Here is a 17,462-nt window from a genome sequence, read left to right as displayed (position 1 = left end):
TTATCCCTTCAGGTAGGTCAAGAGAGCGTGCGAAACTTCGGTGATCTGGGCGACGGGGACCTGCTCGTCCTTCTTGTGGGCAAAACCCGGGTCGCCGGCGCCGAAGTTGACGGCCGGGGTTCCCATCTCAGAGAAGCGAGCGACGTCGGTCCAGCCGTACTTGGCGCGGACGTTGCCCCCGACGGCGTCGACAAGCGCCTGCGCCGCCGGCTGCCCCAGGCCGGGCTTGGCGGCGCTGGCAATGTCATCGATCTCGATGCTGACATTAGCGTGCTCGCCGATGACCTCCTTCATGTGCGCCAGGGCCTCCTCCGCCGTGCGATCCGGGGCGAAACGGAAGTTGACGAACATCCAGGCCTCGTCCGGGAGGGTGTTGGTGGCCACGCCGGCTTCGAGATGGACGATGTTCATCCCCTCCTTGTACGTGCAGCCGTCAATCTCCACGTCGCGCGGCTGGTAGTTCGCCACGTTCAGCATCACCGGCGCCAAGGTGTGGGCGGCGTTGGAGCCCAGCCAGGCGCGGGCCGAGTGCGCGCGGGTGCCGTGTGCGGTCACACGCAGGCGAATCGTGCCCTGGCAGCCGGCCTCAATCATGGCCCCGGAGGGCTCACCTAGCAGGGCGAGATCTCCCTCCAGCCACTCCGGGTGCTGCTCCTGCAGATGACCCAGGCCGTTGAACTCGGTGGCGACCTCCTCGCCCTCATAGGCAATCACCGTGAGATCGTGCTTGAGCTCCGCGGAGTCATAGAGCTGCGCGAAGGCATTGAGGTAGACGGCCATGCCGGACTTCATGTCCACGGTGCCGCAGCCGTACATGGTCTGCCCGTCCTCGGACATGGAGTGCGGCACGTTATCTGCCAGCGGCACGGTGTCGATGTGGCCAGCCAGCACCACGCGGGACCCCAGCCCCCTGTTGGTGCGGGCGCACACGGTGTTGCCGAAGCGCTCCACCTCCACCATGTCTTGGTCCAGGCCACGCAGGGCCTTCTCGACGGCGTCCGCAATCGCCTCCTCGTGGTGCGAGGGGCTGGGAATATCCACGAGCGCCTTGGTGAGCTCAATAGGGTCGGCAAAAAGATCTAAAGTCACAACCCGCCATGCTAGCGCCCCCGGTGCGAGGCCGCATTGCGTAAAGTACACCTATCTACTTAAAACCACTGTTAAATACTTATTTGTTACCGAAGGTGATCTCCCCATGGCCGCACAGTTGAAATCTAGACACCTCACCATGATGGGCCTCGGCTCCGCGGTGGGCGCGGGCCTCTTTCTGGGAGTCGGCCTCGGAATCCAGATCTCCGGCACCTCCGTGCTGCTGTCCTACTCCGTGGCCGGCGCACTTATTGCGCTGGTGATGTGGATGCTGGGAGAAATGGCCGCCGCGCGGCCCTCCCTGGGCGCCTTCTCCACCTACGCGGGCCAGGCCTTCGGGCCGTGGGCGCGGTTCACCTTGGGCTGGATCTGCTGGTTCATGCTGGTCATGGTCATGGGTGCCGAAATCACCGGCGCCGCCGCCATTATCTCCAGCTGGTTCGGCATCGATCCGTGGATACCGGCCCTTATTGCCGTGGTCTTCTTCGCGGTGGTCAACTTCGCCGCCGTGGGTGGCTTCGGCGAATTCGAATTCTGGTTCGCCATCATCAAGGTCGCCACCATCGTGGCCTTCCTCGTGGTCGGCGCGCTCATGGCGCTGGGCATCCTGCCCGGTATGGATCTCTCCCAGGCCGGAACAAACTTCACCGAAAACTTCCTTCCCAACGGCGGCCCCGGCTTCGCCGCCGGACTCCTCGCCGTGGCCTTCGCCTTCGGCGGCATTGAGCTAGTGACCATCGCCGCCGCCGAATCCGAAGACCCCGCCCACAACGTGGCCACCGCCGTGCGCGCCAGCATCGTGCGCATCATGATTTTCTACATCGGCTCCATCGTGGTCATCACCATGGCGCTGCCGTTTAGCTCCATCCAGGACGCCGACGTTGCCGCCGACTCCCCCTTCACCCTGGTTCTCTCCGCTGCCCAGATCCCCTTCGCCGCGGGATTCATGGAGGCGATTATCGCCTTGGCCCTGCTCTCCGCGTTTAACGCGCAGATCTACGCCACCTCGCGCCTAGTCTTCGACATGGCCAAGGACCACAGCGCGCACCACGTCTTCCTCAAGACCAACACCTCCGGCTCCCCCGTCTTCGCGGTGCTGCTGTCCATCGTCTTCGCCTTCGCGTCCGTGATCCTGCAGTACTGGAACCCGCCGGGACTACTGGCCTTCCTCTTCAACGCGGTGGGCGGCTGCCTGCTGGTCATCTGGTTCTTCATCGTGGCTTCCTACCTCAAGCTGCACCCGCAGCTCAAGGCCAACGGCGAGCTCACCAGCCTGCGGATGTTCGGATACCCGTGGCTGCCGTGGCTGTGCGCGCTCGCCCTGGTGGGCCTGACGGTGCTCATGCTCTTCGATCCTTCTGCCCGCAACCAGGTCATCGCTGTGCTCATTCTCACGGTAGGCCTTATCGTGGCCTTCTTCGTGCTACCAGGTACGCGACAGCGCGCGGACTCCCAGTAGCTGCTAGGGTGTGTCCCTATGACTTCTGCATCCGCACGCGGCCTGGCAACCATTACCCACGACGGCACCGTCTTGGACGTGTGGTTTCCCGCTGTTCACACCGATACCCCAGTAGAAACCAGTGGCACCGAGCGCCTGGAGGAGACCCCGCAGCAGTTCGCCGCACTAGTCGGCCCGGACGATGAGCGCGGGGTGGCCCGCATCGCGGTGGAGACTTCCATCAAGGACCTCGACGAGGCCCCGGCCGATACTTACGACGCCTACCTGCGCCTCCACCTCCTCTCCCACCGCGCGGTCAAGCCGCATGGCCTGAACGTGGACGGCATCTTTGGCAAGCTGGCCAACGTGGTGTGGACCAATTACGGCCCGTGCGCCGTCTCCGACTTCCAGATGGTGCGCGGCCGTCTCGCCTCCCGCGGCCCGGTTGTGGTCTACTCCGTGGACAAGTTCCCGCGCATGGTGGACTACGTGGTTCCGTCCGGCGTGCGCATCGGTGATGCCGACCGCGTGCGCCTGGGCGCCCACCTGGCAGAGGGCACCACCGTCATGCACGAAGGCTTCGTCAACTTCAACGCCGGCACCCTCGGCGCCTCCATGGTCGAAGGCCGTATCTCCGCGGGCGTCGTCGTGGGCGACGGCTCCGATATCGGCGGCGGCGCGTCCATCATGGGCACCTTGTCCGGCGGTGGCAAGGAGGTCATCTCCATCGGTGAGCGCTGCCTGCTCGGCGCCAACTCCGGCATTGGCATTTCGCTTGGCGACGACGCCGTGGTCGAAGCCGGCCTCTACGTCACCGCCGGCACCAAGATCGCCGTCCACGGCAAGATTGCCCAGGCGCTCGAGGTTGCCGAGGGCGACACTATCAAGGGCTCCCAGCTCTCCGGCGTCTCCGGCGTGCTGCTGCGCCGCAACTCAGTCTCCGGCGCCGTAGAGGCCGTGGACTGGAAGTCCGATGCTGTGGCTCTCAACGAGGACCTGCACAAGAACTAAGAACTAGCGCTCCTGAGGCCTCCGTGGGTATCCGCCCGCGGGGGCCTTTGTGTGTACCCGGGCCCGCCGCTGCCTAGAATGCTAAAGGTGACTGCTCAAAACGATTCCTCGACTCGCTCGCTCAGTAGCGGCCTCAAGGTCCGCCACCTCACCATGATGGGGCTGGGCTCCACCATTGGCGCGGGCTTGTTCCTCGGTACCGGCGTGGGCATCTCCGCCGCCGGCCCCGCCGTGCTGCTGGCCTACGTCATCGCGGGCTTCCTGGCCATCCTCGTCATGCAGATGCTCGGCGAAATGGGCACGGTCATCCCCGCCTCCGGCTCTTTTTCCGAGTACGCGGAGCACGGCATCGGCCGCTGGGCAGGTTTCACCCAGGGCTGGATTTATTGGCTGGCCACCGTCGCGGTCCTCGGCGCAGAAATCACCGGTGCCGCCGGCTTCATCGGCGCCTGGTTTGACTGCCCGCCCTGGATCCCCGCCGCCGTCTGCGTCGCCCTCTTCGGCGCCATCAACTTGCTGCGCGTGCGCATGTTCGGCGAGTTCGAGTACTGGTTCGCCTTCATCAAGGTCGCGGTCATCGTCGCCTTCCTCATCATCGGCGCGCTGCTCATTTTCGGTCTCCTGCCCGGCCATTCCTTCATCGGCACCTCGGTCTTCCTCGAGGATGGCTTCATGCCCAACGGCTTCGGCGGCGTGGCGGCCGGCTTGCTCGCCGTGGCCTTCGCCTTCGGCGGCATCGAGGTCGTGGCCATCGCCGCTGCCGAATCCGAGGATCCGGAAAAGTCCCTGGTCAATGCCGTGCGCACCACGATTACGCGCATTTCGGTGTTCTACCTGGGCTCCGTGCTCGTCATCACGTTCCTCTTGCCCTACTCGTCGCTCGGCTCCGCGCAGTCCGCCGCCGAGTCGCCTTTCACCATGGTGCTCGAGCGCGCCGGCATCCCGGGCGCTGCCGCCATCATGGAGGTCGTCATCGTGCTGGCACTCCTGTCTGCCTTCAACGCGCAGATCTACGCCTCCTCCCGCATGATGCACTCGCTGGCCTCCCGCGGCGAGGCACCGAAGCTCTTTGCTGCCACCGACAGCCGCGGCGTGCCCACCCCCGCTATCGCCCTGTCCGTCGCCTTGTCCGTGGTTATGGTCGTGCTCAACTACGCCGACACCGGCTGGCTGTTGTCCTTCATGCTCAACGCCGCCGGCGCGTCCCTGCTCATCGTGTGGGTCTTCATCGCCGTAAGCCAGTTGCGCCTGCGCCGCCAGCTGGAGGCCATCCACCCGCTGCCGGTGCGCATGTGGGCCTTCCCCTACCTCACGTGGTTCGCCCTGGCACTGTTTGCGGCCATCGCGGTGCTCATGCTTACCGACGCCTCCGCCCGCCTCCAGCTCTACTCCGCCGCCGCCATGTTCGTCGTGCTAGCCGTCGCCGGGGTCATCAACGCCAAGCTGCGCGGCATCGCCCCCACGGCGCGCCTGCCGCTGCCGAGCGCCTAGCTCCGTCCCGCTCCACCCCGCTGCACCCCGACCCGCTCCACTCCTCCCCGCCCTTCGCCCGCGCCCTTCACGCCTCGCCCCTCGCCTTCCTCTCCGCCCCCTCGCCCTTCGCGCTCACCGGCGACTGGCATGGCGTCGGAAAGCAGCCCTCGGTGAGCGCAAAGGGCGCAAAGCCCATCAGCGCTACGGCCGCAACCCCCTCCGCCCCTCGCTCCGTCGCCTTCCCCTCCGCCCTCCACCCTTCGCGCTCACCGCGAGCGCTCCGCAGTCATTCCGCCCCGTCCCCGTGAGCGCAAAAGGGTGCGGAGCGGGGGTCGCGGGGCGCGAAGAGAGGCGCGCGGACAACCGCACAAATCGCGGACACGACAACATAAAGCACCGAAAACCGGACCCAGATGCCGAGTTATCCACAGGCGAGGATGAGAGCATCGACGCGTCGCCAAGCAGTGCATACGTTGAAGCCTTATGAAGGCATGGACCACTGCAGAGCTGCGCGACATGGGGTTGAGCAAGGAAGCGATTAGGCGGAAGCTGCGCGAGGGCGCACTTCATCGTGTGCACCGCGGGATTTATAGCGATGACACTTCGCCGCTGGCGGTCGCTCGGGCGCTCGCGCACGGGCTCAGACGCATTCACTATACGGGCAAGACTGCGCAGGAAATTCACCTTGGCCGGGAGCTGACTTTTCCGCTGGAAGCTGAGGGGCCGCGCACGCTCGAGGGAAAGAATTTCCGCGTGACGCATTCTCGGCTCGCGGCAACATCCACGGTCAACGGCTTACCCGTTGTGCAGGTGTTATGGGCGGCTCGGCGGATTGCTACCGCTTGCGGGCAGTTGTTGGAAGAGCACTATCGCGGCAAGCGGGGCCCGGACCGCCTCGACGCCGACCGGCAGCGCATGCGCAGGATTCCAAGGCTGCTGAAGGAGGCACTCCGCAAGACGCCGATTGGCACAGACAGCCCGCCGGAGCGCACCCTCAGCCGGAGTCTGCGTGGCGACGGCATCGTCCCTGAGCACAATGCACTCATTGCTGGCTATCACTTCGACATCAAGATTGGCCGGCTCGTCGTGGAGATTGATGGTTGGGAGCACCACAAGCACAGCCGGAGCTTCCAGGCGGACCGCACAAAGCAGAACGCGGCGGTCGCGCACGGCTATACGGTTCTGCGCTTTACAGCCGACGACATCCGCTACCACCTCGACGACGCGCTCCTGCTCATCAAAACCATGCTCGAGCTGCTCAAAGGGCGCAAGCCCAGGCTGCCTGCATCGGTGACCCAGCCCTATTGGACGTGGCACGTGTGCTTGTAAAGGTTGCCATAGTGACAAGTATTCTTTACACTTAATCATGTAGGCACGACAGGCCGTAAAGGAGGAAAGGTGCCCGAACATCCCAATATGGTCCGCAAGTGGCGGCGCTGGCTCGAACTATCACAGGCCGAACTCGCCGAGCGGGCCGGCGTCTCCCGCCAAACAATCGCAAACATTGAACGCGGCAACTATTCGCCGTCCGTGCACCTCGCGCTGGACATTTGCCGCGAACTAGGAAAGTCCGTCGAAGAAATTTTTGGAGCTGAACAACATGATTAACGCCATTGCCAACTACTCCCTCAACGAAATCGAACGCGTCGCCCACGACGAATACGAGCGCGAGACCTTCTACAAGGCCTGCGCCATCGCCGCACCCCCGGTGCAGTTTGCGGAGCTGGTCATCGCCGCCATTCTCGCGTGGGCCCTCCCCGGCCAACTCAGCCTGCTGAGCTTCCTCGCTCTGCTCCCCTCCATCGTCGGAAACGTCATCGGCACGGTATGGCTGCGCCAGCGCGTCGCCACCCCGCTCGTCGGCCGCAATTGGACCATGATGGCCATCTACCTCATCCCGATGTTCGTCATGTTTGCTGGCATCGCCTACCACGCCTACGCGCCTGCCGACGGCCACAACCCAGCCGCGTACCTAGCCGGAACCGCCGTCGGCGCCATCGCGGTGCTTATCCTCACCCCATTCATCCGACGCCACCAGCACCGCCGCGACCAGGCTCGCCTCGACGCAGAGCTCGAAGACTAGCCTTTCTCATCCCTCCTCCCGCCCTTCGCGCTCACCGCGGACGGCGGGAGCGACCGTTTTACGGCCCCCGTGAGCGGCAAGGGTGCCCGCTACCCTCCGCGCTCACCGCCGCGACCACCCGGCGCCCAAACATCCCCCCCGTGAGCGGCAAGGGTGCCGGCTGTCCTTCGCGCTCACCCCTGCGACCACCCGACGCCACGATTCACCCCACCGTGAGCGCGAAGGGGCCGGAGCTTGCCCAAGCCTCCCCTCCCGCTCACCGCCGCGATAAAAAGGCCCCGCAGCCTTACGCTGGTGAGCGCGAAGGGTGCGGGGCGGGAGCGCGACGGGTGCGGGGCGAGGCGGGGCGAGGCGGGGCGAAGGGCCGATATTAAGCCGGCTCGGTCTCGTGCACCACGACCGGCTTCGAAGGCTTCGAGCGGAAGGTCCACAGCTTGTTGAGCACAAAGTTGATGGGCGTAGCCACCACGATGGAGATGGCGTTGGCCCAGTAGTACATGGTGCGGAAGCCGGTCGAGTCATCGAAGATGTGGGGCGGCAGCTGCAGCGGCGAGGTCGGGTTCATGAGCAGGTACTGCACAGCAAGAGTGACCAGGTAGGCGCCGAAACCGGTGATGAGGAAAGGGAAGAAGCCGCGGAGCCACGACACCTTCGTCACCGACTTGAACGTCCACATGCGGTTGAGCTGGTAGTTCCACGTATTGGCCACAAGGAAGGCAATGGTGGACAGCAGCATGAACCACCGGACGTGGAACTGGGTGCCGAAGAGGTTGAACATAGCGTCGTGCGGCGTAGCACCCCACCAGTTGAGGGCGCACTTCGCGGCCACGATAGAGGTTGCAATGTTGACCAGTGCCCCCGAACCGCCAACCAGACCAAACTTGATGAACTGGCCTAGGTTCGAGGCAAAGCGAGCGAAGCTCAGATCCGCCATGAACGAGCCCTTCTAACTAACACGTAATGAATAAAACTCCGATTGATTCTAGTCGCTCCCCCATCCCGATAAGAAAACGCGCGCCGCATCCTAGCGGGAAAATCGGCGGGTCCGCCCGGTGAAAGGGTCCCTCAAGGACAGCGCGACGTGCTCCAGCTGCAGCGGAGTGGAGAAATCGTAGAGGTCCAGGCCACGGTCGACGGGGTAGGTATCATCGCCCACAATCGGATGGCCCAGATGGTTGAGCACCACGCGGATTTGGTGGGTGTGACCGGTGAGGGGGTAGACGTCGGCAAGCAGGCCCACAGCGTGCACACGGGTCACCGTCGGCGTCGCGGTGGGGTCCACGAGGACCTGGCGCTCACCGCGCACACGCCGCATGCCGAGGCGGACGGTGCCGTCGAAGGTCAAGGGCGAGGACAGCCGGGCCCGGTAGTGCTTGAGCACCGCGCGGTCCTGAAAAAGCCGCTGGTAGGCGGGGCGCGTGTGCGGGTTGCGGGAGCACAACACCAGCCCCGCGGTCAGCCGGTCCAGGCGGTGCAAGGGCACGATGTCTTCCTCGCCGAAGTCCACGCGCAGCCGCGTCTGCAGGGTCTCGCGGACGAGGCGCCCGTTGGACGTGGTGGGGAGAAAGTGCGGCTTGTCGACGACGATGAGATCCGAGTCCTCGTAAAGCACGCGGTAGTCGAAGGGAATGGGCTGCTCCGCCGGCACGTGCGGGTGGTACCAGGCCAGCGTCGGGCCGGGCAGCTCGGTTCCGGGCTCGAGGACAGTGCCGGGGGAAAACGCGGAATCGCCCGCCTCTCCCGCCACGTAGGTGGGCGAAGCAGGCACGATGCCGTTGAGCATCACCTTGCGCGGGCTGATTCCGTCGCGCGCCGGCGGGCGAAACGCCACTACTGAGCCAGGCGCTGGACGGCCGCGGCCACGCGCTCGTCGGTACCGTTGAGGCCGATGCGCACGTACTCCTCGCCGGCGGGGCCGTAGAAATCGCCGGGGGCGACGAGAATGCCGCGCTCCGCCAGCCAGTCGACGGTCTCCCGGCAGTTCTCCCCGCGGGTGCACCACAGGTAGAGCCCGGCCTCGGAGTGCTCGATGCGGAAGCCATTGTCCGTGAGCGCGCGAATGAGCTGGACGCGGCGTTTAGCGTAGCGCTGGCGCTGGAGAGCCTCCGAGGCATCGTCCTCCAATGCCGCCACCATGGCCGCCTGAATCGGCCCGGGGACGATGAGCCCGGCGTGCTTGCGCAGCTCCAACAGCTCCGCGATGAGCTCGTTATCGCCGGCGAAGAAACCGGCGCGATAGGAAGCCATGTTCGCCGACTTGGACAGCGAGTGCATGGCGATGAGCCCGGTATTGTCGCCGTCGGTCACGCGCGGGTCCAGGATGGAGACCGGCGGGTTCTCGTCGTCCCAGCCCAGGCCCATGTAGCACTCGTCGGAAGCCACGATGGCGCCGTGCTCGCGCGCCCACGCCACGATGCTGCGCAGCTTCTCGACGCCTAGCACCTCGCCCGTCGGGTTCGACGGCGAGTTGATGAAAACCAGGGAGGCGTCCTCGAAGTCCGCATCCGCGCGCAGGGGCTTAGCACCCGCCAGCAGCACGCCGACCTCATAGGTCGGGTACGCCACCGAGGGGAACGCGACGGTCTGGCCGCGCATGCCCAGCAGGGTAGGCAGCCAGGCAATGGCCTCCTTGGTGCCGACGACCGGCAGGACCGCGTCGACGTCCATGTTGTAGCGGCGGCGCAAGGCTTTCGCGATGGCCTCACGCAGCTCCGGGGTGCCCTGGGTCTGCGGGTAGCCGGGGGCCTCGGCGGCCGAGGAAAGTGCGAGCTGCACGCCGGGCGCTACCGGATCCACGGGGTTGCCCACCGACAGGTCCACGATGCCGTCCGGGTGTGCCTGGGCCTTCTTCTTGGCCCCGGCGAGCGAGTTCCACGGGAAGTCAGGAAGGATGCTTCCCAGCGGCGTGCGTGCCATGCCCTACTCCTGGTTCTGCGGCGGCAGCGCCGCAATCATTGCGACGTCGAAGTCCTGCGGGCCGAGGGCCGCGGCTCCACCCGGAGAGCCCAAGTCATCGAAGAAGGCGGCGTTGGCGTCGTTGTAGTCCAGCCACTCATCCGGGACGTCGTCCTCGTAGAAGATGGCCTCCACCGGGCATGCCGGCTCGCAGGCACCGCAGTCCACGCACTCGTCGGGGTGGATGTAGAGCATGCGCTTGCCCTCGTAGATGCAGTCGACCGGGCACTCTTCAACGCAGCCGCGGTCCATCACGTCGACGCAGGGCTGCGCGATGGTGTAAGTCATAGGGTGTTCAAACTCCTGTATGTCACGGGTTTTCTACAGCTAACAGTATGCTACTACTGCTTAAAAAATGGCCAAACGCTTCCCGCGATTCCAGCCCCGAGCAGCAGCAGGCTGAGAATATTATTGGCCAGCAGCGTATCGCCCCCAATGGCGCCTCCCAGCAGGAACGCGAAAAATCCGGCTATCCACGCGAAGCCCGGGATGCTCGCAATGTAGGGATTCTCACTCCACAGCCGCGCTGTGCGCGTGAGCACCCCGTTGAACCAGAAGGCGATAAGGATCGTGATGGGAAAGGCTACACTGGCCCCGCCCGGCCACGGCAGGCGAGCCGTCAGGTAGACCACCTCGAGGGTGAGCGAGCACAGCGCGCCAAGGACCAGCCAGGCAAGTCCGCCTACCTGCTCCGCGCGGGAAAAGTCGGTGCGGATAACGCGCTCGCTCACATCTGCCCCAAGAGAGTTTCCTGCGGGGTGCCCTGCCCCAGCTGGTAGAACTCCTGGCGCAGCAGCGGCATGGTGAGAAGGTTGGACAGCGCGTAGGCGCCGGGCACCTCTGCCGGCGCGCGCAGGCCCGCCTGGGCCGCGTACGGGTTCACGGCACTCAGCGTTCCATCCGCCGTCCAGATCTGGGTAGCGTGGGCGCGCATAGCAGCGCGCTTGGCCTCGAGGGCTTCGCTGGAGAGCTCGTAGGTCACGTCGGCGCCCCGGTTGGTGAAGTTGTCCAGGTAGGCCTGATCCGGCAGGCTCCAGCCCTCCGGCGCATCTATGGACTCCAGACCGGAGTAGTGAGCGCCGCGCTCGAACACGGCCCACCAGATGTGGAGATCCTGGGGCGCGGCCGCGTGCACCGCGCGGTGCACCGCGATGTGGTCGGGGTGGCCGTATCCGCCATCCGGCCCGTAGGTGAGCACCGCGTGGGGCTGCAGGGCGGCGAACTGCTGCTCGAGGAGCTGCGCGGCTTCGTCGACGCGGTTGACCAGTGCGCGCGGGTTATCGTGCGCCGGAGAGCCTTCCATGCCGGAATCGCGGAAGTGCCCAAAGCCGCCGAGCTGCACGCCGCGCACGCCCAGCGCGTCGAGGGCGCGCTTGAGCTCCCAGGCACGGAAGCCGCCGAGTTGGTCGGTGACCGCCAGGCCCTGGTAGGGCTCTCCGATAATCTCGCCCTCCTCCCCCAAGGTGGCGGTCACCACGGTGACCTCGGCGCCGCGGGCGGCCATGTCCGCCAGGGTGCCACCGGTAAAAAGCACCTCGTCGTCCGGGTGCGCGTGCACGGCCACCACGCGGTAGCCGGCCAAATCGTGCTTAGTCATCTTTCCTCCACTGGCCTGCGCTCACCAGGCCAGATTCCCAGTCATCAATGCTTTGTCCGGGCCCCACAATACCCTTGCCCAAGGCGTGGATTCGCACCTCCTCCAGCAGGGGCACGAAGAGGACATTGTCCTCGTTGAGCTGGCGCACGCGTTCTGCGGCTCCACGCTCATCCACCTCGCCGGACAGAATTTCCATCGCCGCGGCTTGCGAATTCTCTGGGCAATAGCCGGACAGATCAGCCGCCGGGCGGGTCGGCGTTTCGCAGATAAAGTAGTCCGCCAGGTTGGTGGCACCACCGCTGGTCTCATCCCAGGACACCACGGCATCCGCCGTGCCATCCGGCAGCCACTCGGAGGTGATGGTGCTCAGGCGCTCGCTGACCAGCTCGGCATCGATGGCCTTCGAGCGGAGCACGTCCACGATGGTGTTGGCCGCTGCCAGGGCCGTCGGGTTGAGCGGGTCGACGGCGATGCGCAGCGGCTGGCGTCCGGCCCGCTCGCGCAGCGGGCTCAAGTCTTCTTCCTCCCCGAACGGGTTCTCCCCTGCCTCGAGCTCGGAGGCGCGGCCAGTGGCCAAGCGCGCGATCTGGTCGGTATCAAGCAGCGAGGCCAGCGCGCGGCGCTGCGACTCCTCCGGCAGGGCACCTGGACGCGCCGAGACATGCAGGCGCAGCTCGCGCGGGCGGGTGACTACCCCGGTGTTGACGTTGCTGAGCAGCCCCAGATTTTCCAGGGTGGTCTGCTCCGGGGTGATATCGGCAAACCCGATCTGCTCGGAGCGCAGCATGTTGACGGCCTGGGCGGTATCGCGGATGCCGCGGAGCTGGATGACGTCGACAAGCGCTGGCTCCTTACCCCAGAAGCGGTCGTTGCGGTTGAGGGTGATAACGCCCCGACTGCGGTCCATCCCGGCGACCAGGAAGCGGCCGGCGGATGCAGGGATCCCATCGGCCAAGGCGGAGACAAAGTCCTTGTCTTCGAGCAGGTGGGAGGGCAACAGGTGGGCAAAGAGCGCGTGCCAGTCCTTGACGCGGTGGTCAAAGTCCACCGTCACCACCCGCCCGTTGCCGGAGGTACGCACCGCCGAAATAGCGCGGTAGCCGGCAGCATTATTGACTCCGGCGGTCTGGTTCATCTGCTCCCACAGGTAGGTGAAGTCCGAGCCACTAATGGGAGTGCCGTCCGACCACTGCGCCGGGGCGGCAATGGTATAGCGCACCCGCATGGCCACGCTGCCGGGCGCCTCAATCTCCTCGGCGGATTCCAGCACGTCCGCGTCCATCTCGTCGCCGTGGAAGGCAGAGGGCAAGACCAGCTCCGCAATCTGGCTAACCAGCTCGGAGTTGTTGGCCATGATATGCGGGTTGAGCCCGCCGCGCAGCGGATCGACGCCGATAGCCACCGTGCTGCGCTCCGGCAGCGCCTCCTCCTGCTCCGCCTCGTCCGGGGTGGTCGTGGTCGGAGACGCCGAGGTCATATCAGGAGACTCCGCTTCCACCACCGGGGGTGGTCCGGGGTTGGCCTGGCAGCCCGCGAGCACGCCGGCGGCGAGCACCGCTGCCAGCCGAGGGAGGAAATGGTCCACGCCCACACACCTTTACGCTTGGCACACTTGTCTGCTCTAGCTTAATACCCGCCGTTGTCTGAACCCATTTTTCACTATCCTGGTGGGCACATCGCACTGCGCACATAAACCGAGCATGATTACTGCACTGAGGAAGGTACCCCGCATGCTGGCCTGTGAAGAGATGTTCCTACTCCTGACCGATGACACCACGATTGCCCACCACGAGGTCCTGTTGCGCGCCGCGCTGCTGGCGGATCTCCTCTTGGAGGAAGCCGCGCACATCGACGGCAACCACAAGGTGCTTCCCACCGCCACGCCCAGGCATCCCGTGCTGGCCTGGGCGGTGGAGGAAATGCGCAATCACAAACACCTCGATGCAGACATGCTCCTCCAGGCGGAGTGGTTTAGCCCGCGCACGGAGATAGCCCAGGCGCTCTCGGCGCAGGGCACGGTCGATGTGGAGGAGGAGCGCTGGTGGCGCAGCGAGCGCCTGCAGGTCACGGACCCGAACGCACGGGAGGAGCTCAAGCGCACGTTGGTTGCTGCCATCAACGGCACCGCCCCCGCGTCTTTGCAGGCGGTCATCCTGGTGTCCATTTTGCGCGAGGCCGGCGGGGCCTACACCCTCCTACAGGAGGAGCTAGAGGGGCTAGATCGCCACGAGGCGAGGGAGCGGATGGACGCGCTGCAGGCAGAGCCTGAGCTTAGCGACGTCCAACGCACCTCCCTCGCCTCAGTCGCCACCGTGCTGGCGGCGCTTTCTTAAGCTGCAGTTAGGGGCTGCAGTTCGGCCTTACTTGTTCAGCTGCTTGGCGCGGGCGGCCGCGCGCTTGCGGTCGGTGGCAGACAGCTCGACCTTGCGCACGCGCAGGACCTTCGGGCCGACCTCGACGCACTCGTCGTTGCCACAGAACTCAAGGGCCTCATCCAGGGAGAGGGTCTTGGCCTTGGCCAGCGTGACGGTGGCGTCCGCGGTGGCGGAGCGCATGTTAGTCAGCTTCTTCTCCTTGGTGATGTTGATGTCCATATCCTCATCACGGTTGTTGGCGCCGACGACCATGCCCTCGTAGGCCTCCATGCCCGGCTCCACAAAGAAGTCGCCGCGGTCAGCCAGCTGCATCAGCGCGTATGCGGTGATCTGGCCGGAGCGGTCCGCCACGAGGGAGCCGGTGGCGCGGGACTTGATCTCGCCGGCCCACACGTCGAGGCCGTCGGAGATGGAGTTGGCGATACCGGAGCCACGGGTTTCGGTGAGGAACTGGGTGCGGAAGCCGATGAGGCCGCGGGCGGGGACGCGGAAGACCATGCGGACCCAGTCGCCCTCGCGCACGTCCATGGACTGCATCTGGCCCTTGCGGGAGGCCAGCAGCTGGGTGATGGCACCCTGGAACTCCGACGGGGAGTCGATGGTGAGCATCTCGTAGGGCTCCATGGTCTTGCCGTCGATGACCTGGGTGACCACCTGCGGCTTGCCAACGGTCATCTCGAAGCCCTCGCGGCGCATGTTCTCAATAAGCACGGAGAGAGCCATCTTGCCGCGGCCCTGGACCTCCCAAGCATCCGGGCGCTCGGTCGGCAGCACCTTGATGGACACGTTACCGATGAGCTCCTGGTCCAGACGGGCCTTGACCATGCGGGCGGTGAGCTTGTCGCCGCCGCCCTGGCCCGCCATCGGGGAGGTGTTGACGCCGATGGTCATGGAGATGGCCGGCTCGTCCACCTTGATGCGCGGCAACGGCTTCGGATCCTCCACGTCGGCGATGGTGTCACCAATCATGATGTCGGAGATACCGGAGATCGCCACGATGTCACCGGCGATGGCCTCGGTGTCCGGCTGGCGCTCGAAGCCGACGGTGCGCAAAAGCTCCGCCACCTTGACGGTCTTGGTGTGCATCTCGCCTTCGTCATCGTAGTGCATCCAGGCCACCTGCTGGCCCTTCTTGATGGTGCCGGAGTAGATGCGCAGCAGGGCGATACGGCCCAGGAAGTCATCGGAGTCCAGGTTGGTCACGTGTGCCTGCAGCGGGCCGTCCACCGACGCGGAGGGCTCGGGGAGGACGTCATAGATGACGTCGAAAAGCGCCTGCAGATCCTCGGAGGCCGGAACGTTGCCGTCGCCCGGGTTCTCGGTGGATGCCTTGCCCTCGCGGCCGGAGGCATAGAGGACCGGCAGGTCCAGCAGCTCCTCGGCGGCGGCAGCGGCCTCTTCGTCCTCCAGGCCGGCGGCGATCTCCAGCAGCAGGTCCTGGGACTCAGCAACAACCTCGTCGATACGCGCGTCCGGGCGGTCGGTCTTGTTCACGCAAATGATGACCGGCAGTTTGGCCTCCAGCGCCTTGGTGAGCACGAAGCGGGTCTGCGGGAGCGGGCCCTCGGAGGCGTCGACCAGCAGCACGACGCCGTCCACCATGGAGATACCGCGCTCGACCTCGCCACCGAAGTCGGCGTGGCCCGGGGTATCGATCACGTTGATGATGAGGTCCTGGCCGTCCTTGCCCAGGCCCTTGCGGTGGATGGCGGTGTTCTTCGCCAGAATGGTAATGCCGCGCTCGCGCTCCTGGTCATTGGAGTCCATGACGCGGTCCGTGTGCTCGCCATGGTCGCCGAAAGCGCCGGACTGCTCCAGCATTCCGTTGACGAGGGTGGTTTTACCGTGGTCAACGTGTGCGACGATGGCTACGTTACGGAACTCAGTGTTACTCACGTGTGGGGTGCTCCTTAAAGCAGAATGCGATGTGCGTGTGAACGGCCCTTAAATATACCCGCTGGTTCCCTCGCACGCAGCATCGAGGGCCGCGGACGCCGCGACCGTGTGTAACGAAACGGTATCGGCGGCCGACATACCGGGCAGTAGCACCCATAGCGGGTTGACTACTCCGAAAAAGTGAATATTGTGACACCAGATACTAAAGTGACGGTTGTTGCTTTCTGTGATTCACTTTTTGCCCCCACACAAGGATTCTTCATGCCCATGTTCACCACCGCCCAGCGCTCGTCCAGCTCCGCCCCGCGCGGCGCAGCTGCGATCGCCGCTACCGCACTGATGGCGTTCATGAGCATCTCCCCTGCTCACGCGGACGCGCCGGACCTCTCCTCGCTGGCCGCGCTGAACGGCGAGGCCAGCAGCAATCCACTCGACGGCCTGGGCCGGCCTACCCCGGAGACGCAGCAGCGCGTCCGGGACTTCGCCGCTCAGCCGTGGGTTCCGCAGGACGCGCGCTCCACTATCCTGACCGCCCTCAACTTCGCCAGCGGCGGGGGCGAGGGCGGCGCGCCGTTGCCGGAGGGCAATAACCCGGCCTTCCGCCAGTTCTACTGGCCCACGGTCTCCGCGCAGTGCATCGGCGGGCAGGGCAACTCGGTGGGCTCCGCCATCGCGGTGCCCGGCCCCACGGATATGCCGGCGCCGGGCGCCGGGGAAGGTGAAACCGTCTTCCTCTTCACCGCCTTGGGCACCCCCACTGCTGCGGAAGAGCAGGGTTCCATGAACGTGCAGTGGTTCAACCTGGATACCTTCCAGTTTGGCACCACTCCCCTGGTCAACAACGGCATCAACACCGACGGCCCCACCACGGTCTCCGGCCGCGCCGCCACCGGCAAGGGCACCGTCGTCGCCGTACTGAGCGGGGCCGTCAACACCGCAGAATCCGCGTGCTCCTTCCCCCCAACCGCAGCCTTCCTCGAGGTAAACTAGTGAGCGTCGATCTGCACCCAGTCAAGCAAGAGACCTTTAACACCGCCGACAACATCAACGTCGACCCCAAGGGCTTCCTTCGTGAGGTAGACACCTACCGCGTCACCGACTTCGGCCTCTACATGGCCCGCGGGGCGAACCACCCGCGTTTTGGCTACCTCGAATCCTGGCTACTGCCGGAGCTCGGCCTGCGCGCCAACATCTTCCACTTCCGCGAGGACGTGGACGTGCACCAGGACTTCTACATTGACGTGGCCGATATCGCCGTGGAGGGGGACGTGTGGACCACCCGGGATCTCTACGTGGACCTCGTTTCCACCTCCGGCGAGCCGGTGGACGTGCTCGACATCGACGAGCTGGCCGCCGCCACCTCCACGGGCCTCATCAGCGCCGAGGAGGCAGAACGCGCAATGGAGCGCACGCTCAACGCCGTGGAGGGCATCACGCGCTACGACGATGACGCCATGAGCTGGCTGCGCGCCCTCGGCATCGACCTCACCTGGGCTGAGAAGGTAGAGTTAATTCCTGCTGAATAACTCTCGAAGGATGTGATCT

18 protein-coding genes are annotated in these 17,462 nt (G+C 65.5%); 9 read left to right on the top strand and 9 right to left on the bottom strand.

What is annotated here, in order from left to right; all coding sequences use genetic code 11:
- On the bottom strand, positions 1-1,089 hold the full coding sequence (dapE, locus tag ACLI1P_RS05250) for a succinyl-diaminopimelate desuccinylase (protein WP_306507562.1): 1,089 nt from the start codon (positions 1,087-1,089) through the stop codon (positions 1-3).
- Positions 1,090-1,195: 106 nt separating this feature from the next.
- On the opposite strand from dapE, the gene ACLI1P_RS05245 reads away from it, so the two are divergent.
- The 6 genes from ACLI1P_RS05245 (at position 1,196) to ACLI1P_RS05220 (ending at position 7,094) form a co-directional block, all read left to right on the top strand.
- Complete coding sequence (locus ACLI1P_RS05245; protein ID WP_306507561.1) at positions 1,196-2,548, top strand: amino acid permease; 1,353 nt, start codon at positions 1,196-1,198, stop codon at positions 2,546-2,548.
- Between the two features lie 18 nt (positions 2,549-2,566).
- A complete protein-coding gene (gene dapD / locus ACLI1P_RS05240; RefSeq protein ID WP_408930369.1) occupies positions 2,567-3,538 on the top strand; it encodes a 2,3,4,5-tetrahydropyridine-2,6-dicarboxylate N-succinyltransferase in 972 nt (323 codons plus the stop codon).
- 78 nt (positions 3,539-3,616) lie between these two features.
- A complete protein-coding gene (locus ACLI1P_RS05235) occupies positions 3,617-5,029 on the top strand; it encodes an amino acid permease (RefSeq protein ID WP_296133786.1) in 1,413 nt (470 codons plus the stop codon).
- A gap of 465 nt (positions 5,030-5,494) precedes the next feature.
- On the top strand, positions 5,495-6,340 hold the full coding sequence (locus ACLI1P_RS05230) for a type IV toxin-antitoxin system AbiEi family antitoxin domain-containing protein (protein WP_296133785.1): 846 nt from the start codon (positions 5,495-5,497) through the stop codon (positions 6,338-6,340).
- Between the two features lie 69 nt (positions 6,341-6,409).
- Complete coding sequence (locus ACLI1P_RS05225; RefSeq protein WP_296133783.1) at positions 6,410-6,619, top strand: helix-turn-helix transcriptional regulator; 210 nt, start codon at positions 6,410-6,412, stop codon at positions 6,617-6,619.
- Complete coding sequence (locus ACLI1P_RS05220; RefSeq protein WP_296133781.1) at positions 6,612-7,094, top strand: transcriptional regulator; 483 nt, start codon at positions 6,612-6,614, stop codon at positions 7,092-7,094. Before ACLI1P_RS05225 ends, ACLI1P_RS05220 begins: the two co-directional genes overlap by 8 nt.
- 370 nt (positions 7,095-7,464) lie before the next feature.
- On the opposite strand, the gene ACLI1P_RS05215 is transcribed toward ACLI1P_RS05220, so the two are convergent.
- From ACLI1P_RS05215 to ACLI1P_RS05185, 7 genes are all read right to left on the bottom strand, one after another.
- Positions 7,465-8,028: a GtrA family protein gene (locus ACLI1P_RS05215; protein WP_296133779.1), complete on the bottom strand. Its 564-nt coding sequence runs from the start codon at positions 8,026-8,028 to the stop codon at positions 7,465-7,467.
- A gap of 90 nt (positions 8,029-8,118) precedes the next feature.
- Positions 8,119-8,925 carry a pseudouridine synthase gene (locus ACLI1P_RS05210; protein WP_296133777.1) on the bottom strand — a complete coding sequence of 269 codons (807 nt, stop codon included), beginning with the start codon at positions 8,923-8,925 and terminating at the stop codon, positions 8,119-8,121.
- The gene (gene dapC / locus ACLI1P_RS05205; protein WP_296133776.1) at positions 8,925-10,010 is read right to left on the bottom strand and encodes a succinyldiaminopimelate transaminase; all 1,086 of its coding nucleotides are present in this window, start codon (positions 10,008-10,010) and stop codon (positions 8,925-8,927) included. The genes ACLI1P_RS05210 and dapC overlap by 1 nt, the downstream gene beginning before the upstream one ends.
- Before the next feature lie 3 nt (positions 10,011-10,013).
- Positions 10,014-10,337, bottom strand: a complete 324-nt coding sequence (gene fdxA / locus ACLI1P_RS05200) for a ferredoxin (RefSeq protein WP_296133774.1) — start codon at positions 10,335-10,337, stop codon at positions 10,014-10,016.
- 53 nt (positions 10,338-10,390) lie between these two features.
- Entirely contained in the window at positions 10,391-10,780 is a 390-nt protein-coding gene (locus tag ACLI1P_RS05195) for a hypothetical protein (protein ID WP_306507552.1), read from the bottom strand.
- Positions 10,777-11,646: a PIG-L family deacetylase gene (locus ACLI1P_RS05190; protein WP_411709576.1), complete on the bottom strand. Its 870-nt coding sequence runs from the start codon at positions 11,644-11,646 to the stop codon at positions 10,777-10,779. Before ACLI1P_RS05190 ends, ACLI1P_RS05195 begins: the two co-directional genes overlap by 4 nt.
- Complete coding sequence (locus ACLI1P_RS05185) at positions 11,639-13,231, bottom strand: ABC transporter family substrate-binding protein (protein WP_408931662.1); 1,593 nt, start codon at positions 13,229-13,231, stop codon at positions 11,639-11,641. Before ACLI1P_RS05185 ends, ACLI1P_RS05190 begins: the two co-directional genes overlap by 8 nt.
- Before the next feature lie 115 nt (positions 13,232-13,346).
- Between ACLI1P_RS05185 and ACLI1P_RS05180 the strand changes: the two genes are divergently transcribed.
- Positions 13,347-13,979: a GPP34 family phosphoprotein gene (locus ACLI1P_RS05180; RefSeq protein WP_411709575.1), complete on the top strand. Its 633-nt coding sequence runs from the start codon at positions 13,347-13,349 to the stop codon at positions 13,977-13,979.
- A gap of 27 nt (positions 13,980-14,006) precedes the next feature.
- Here ACLI1P_RS05180 and typA read toward each other — a convergent pair whose 3' ends face one another.
- Positions 14,007-15,917 (bottom strand): translational GTPase TypA, encoded by a 1,911-nt coding sequence (typA, locus tag ACLI1P_RS05175; RefSeq protein ID WP_411709574.1) that lies wholly within the window; start codon positions 15,915-15,917, stop codon positions 14,007-14,009.
- 261 nt (positions 15,918-16,178) lie between these two features.
- Here typA and ACLI1P_RS05170 point away from each other — a divergent pair, with 261 nt between their 5' ends.
- A complete protein-coding gene (locus tag ACLI1P_RS05170) occupies positions 16,179-16,907 on the top strand; it encodes a hypothetical protein (protein WP_411709573.1) in 729 nt (242 codons plus the stop codon).
- Complete coding sequence (locus tag ACLI1P_RS05165) at positions 16,907-17,443, top strand: DUF402 domain-containing protein (RefSeq protein WP_411709572.1); 537 nt, start codon at positions 16,907-16,909, stop codon at positions 17,441-17,443. The genes ACLI1P_RS05170 and ACLI1P_RS05165 overlap by 1 nt, the downstream gene beginning before the upstream one ends.
- The last annotated feature ends 19 nt before the right edge of the window (positions 17,444-17,462 follow it).

The sequence above is a fragment of the Corynebacterium tardum genome (genome assembly GCF_046717785.1).
Taxonomy (GTDB): domain Bacteria; phylum Actinomycetota; class Actinomycetes; order Mycobacteriales; family Mycobacteriaceae; genus Corynebacterium.
Note: the sequence above shows the minus strand (reverse complement) of the source record. Positions and strands in the feature narration are given on the sequence as shown.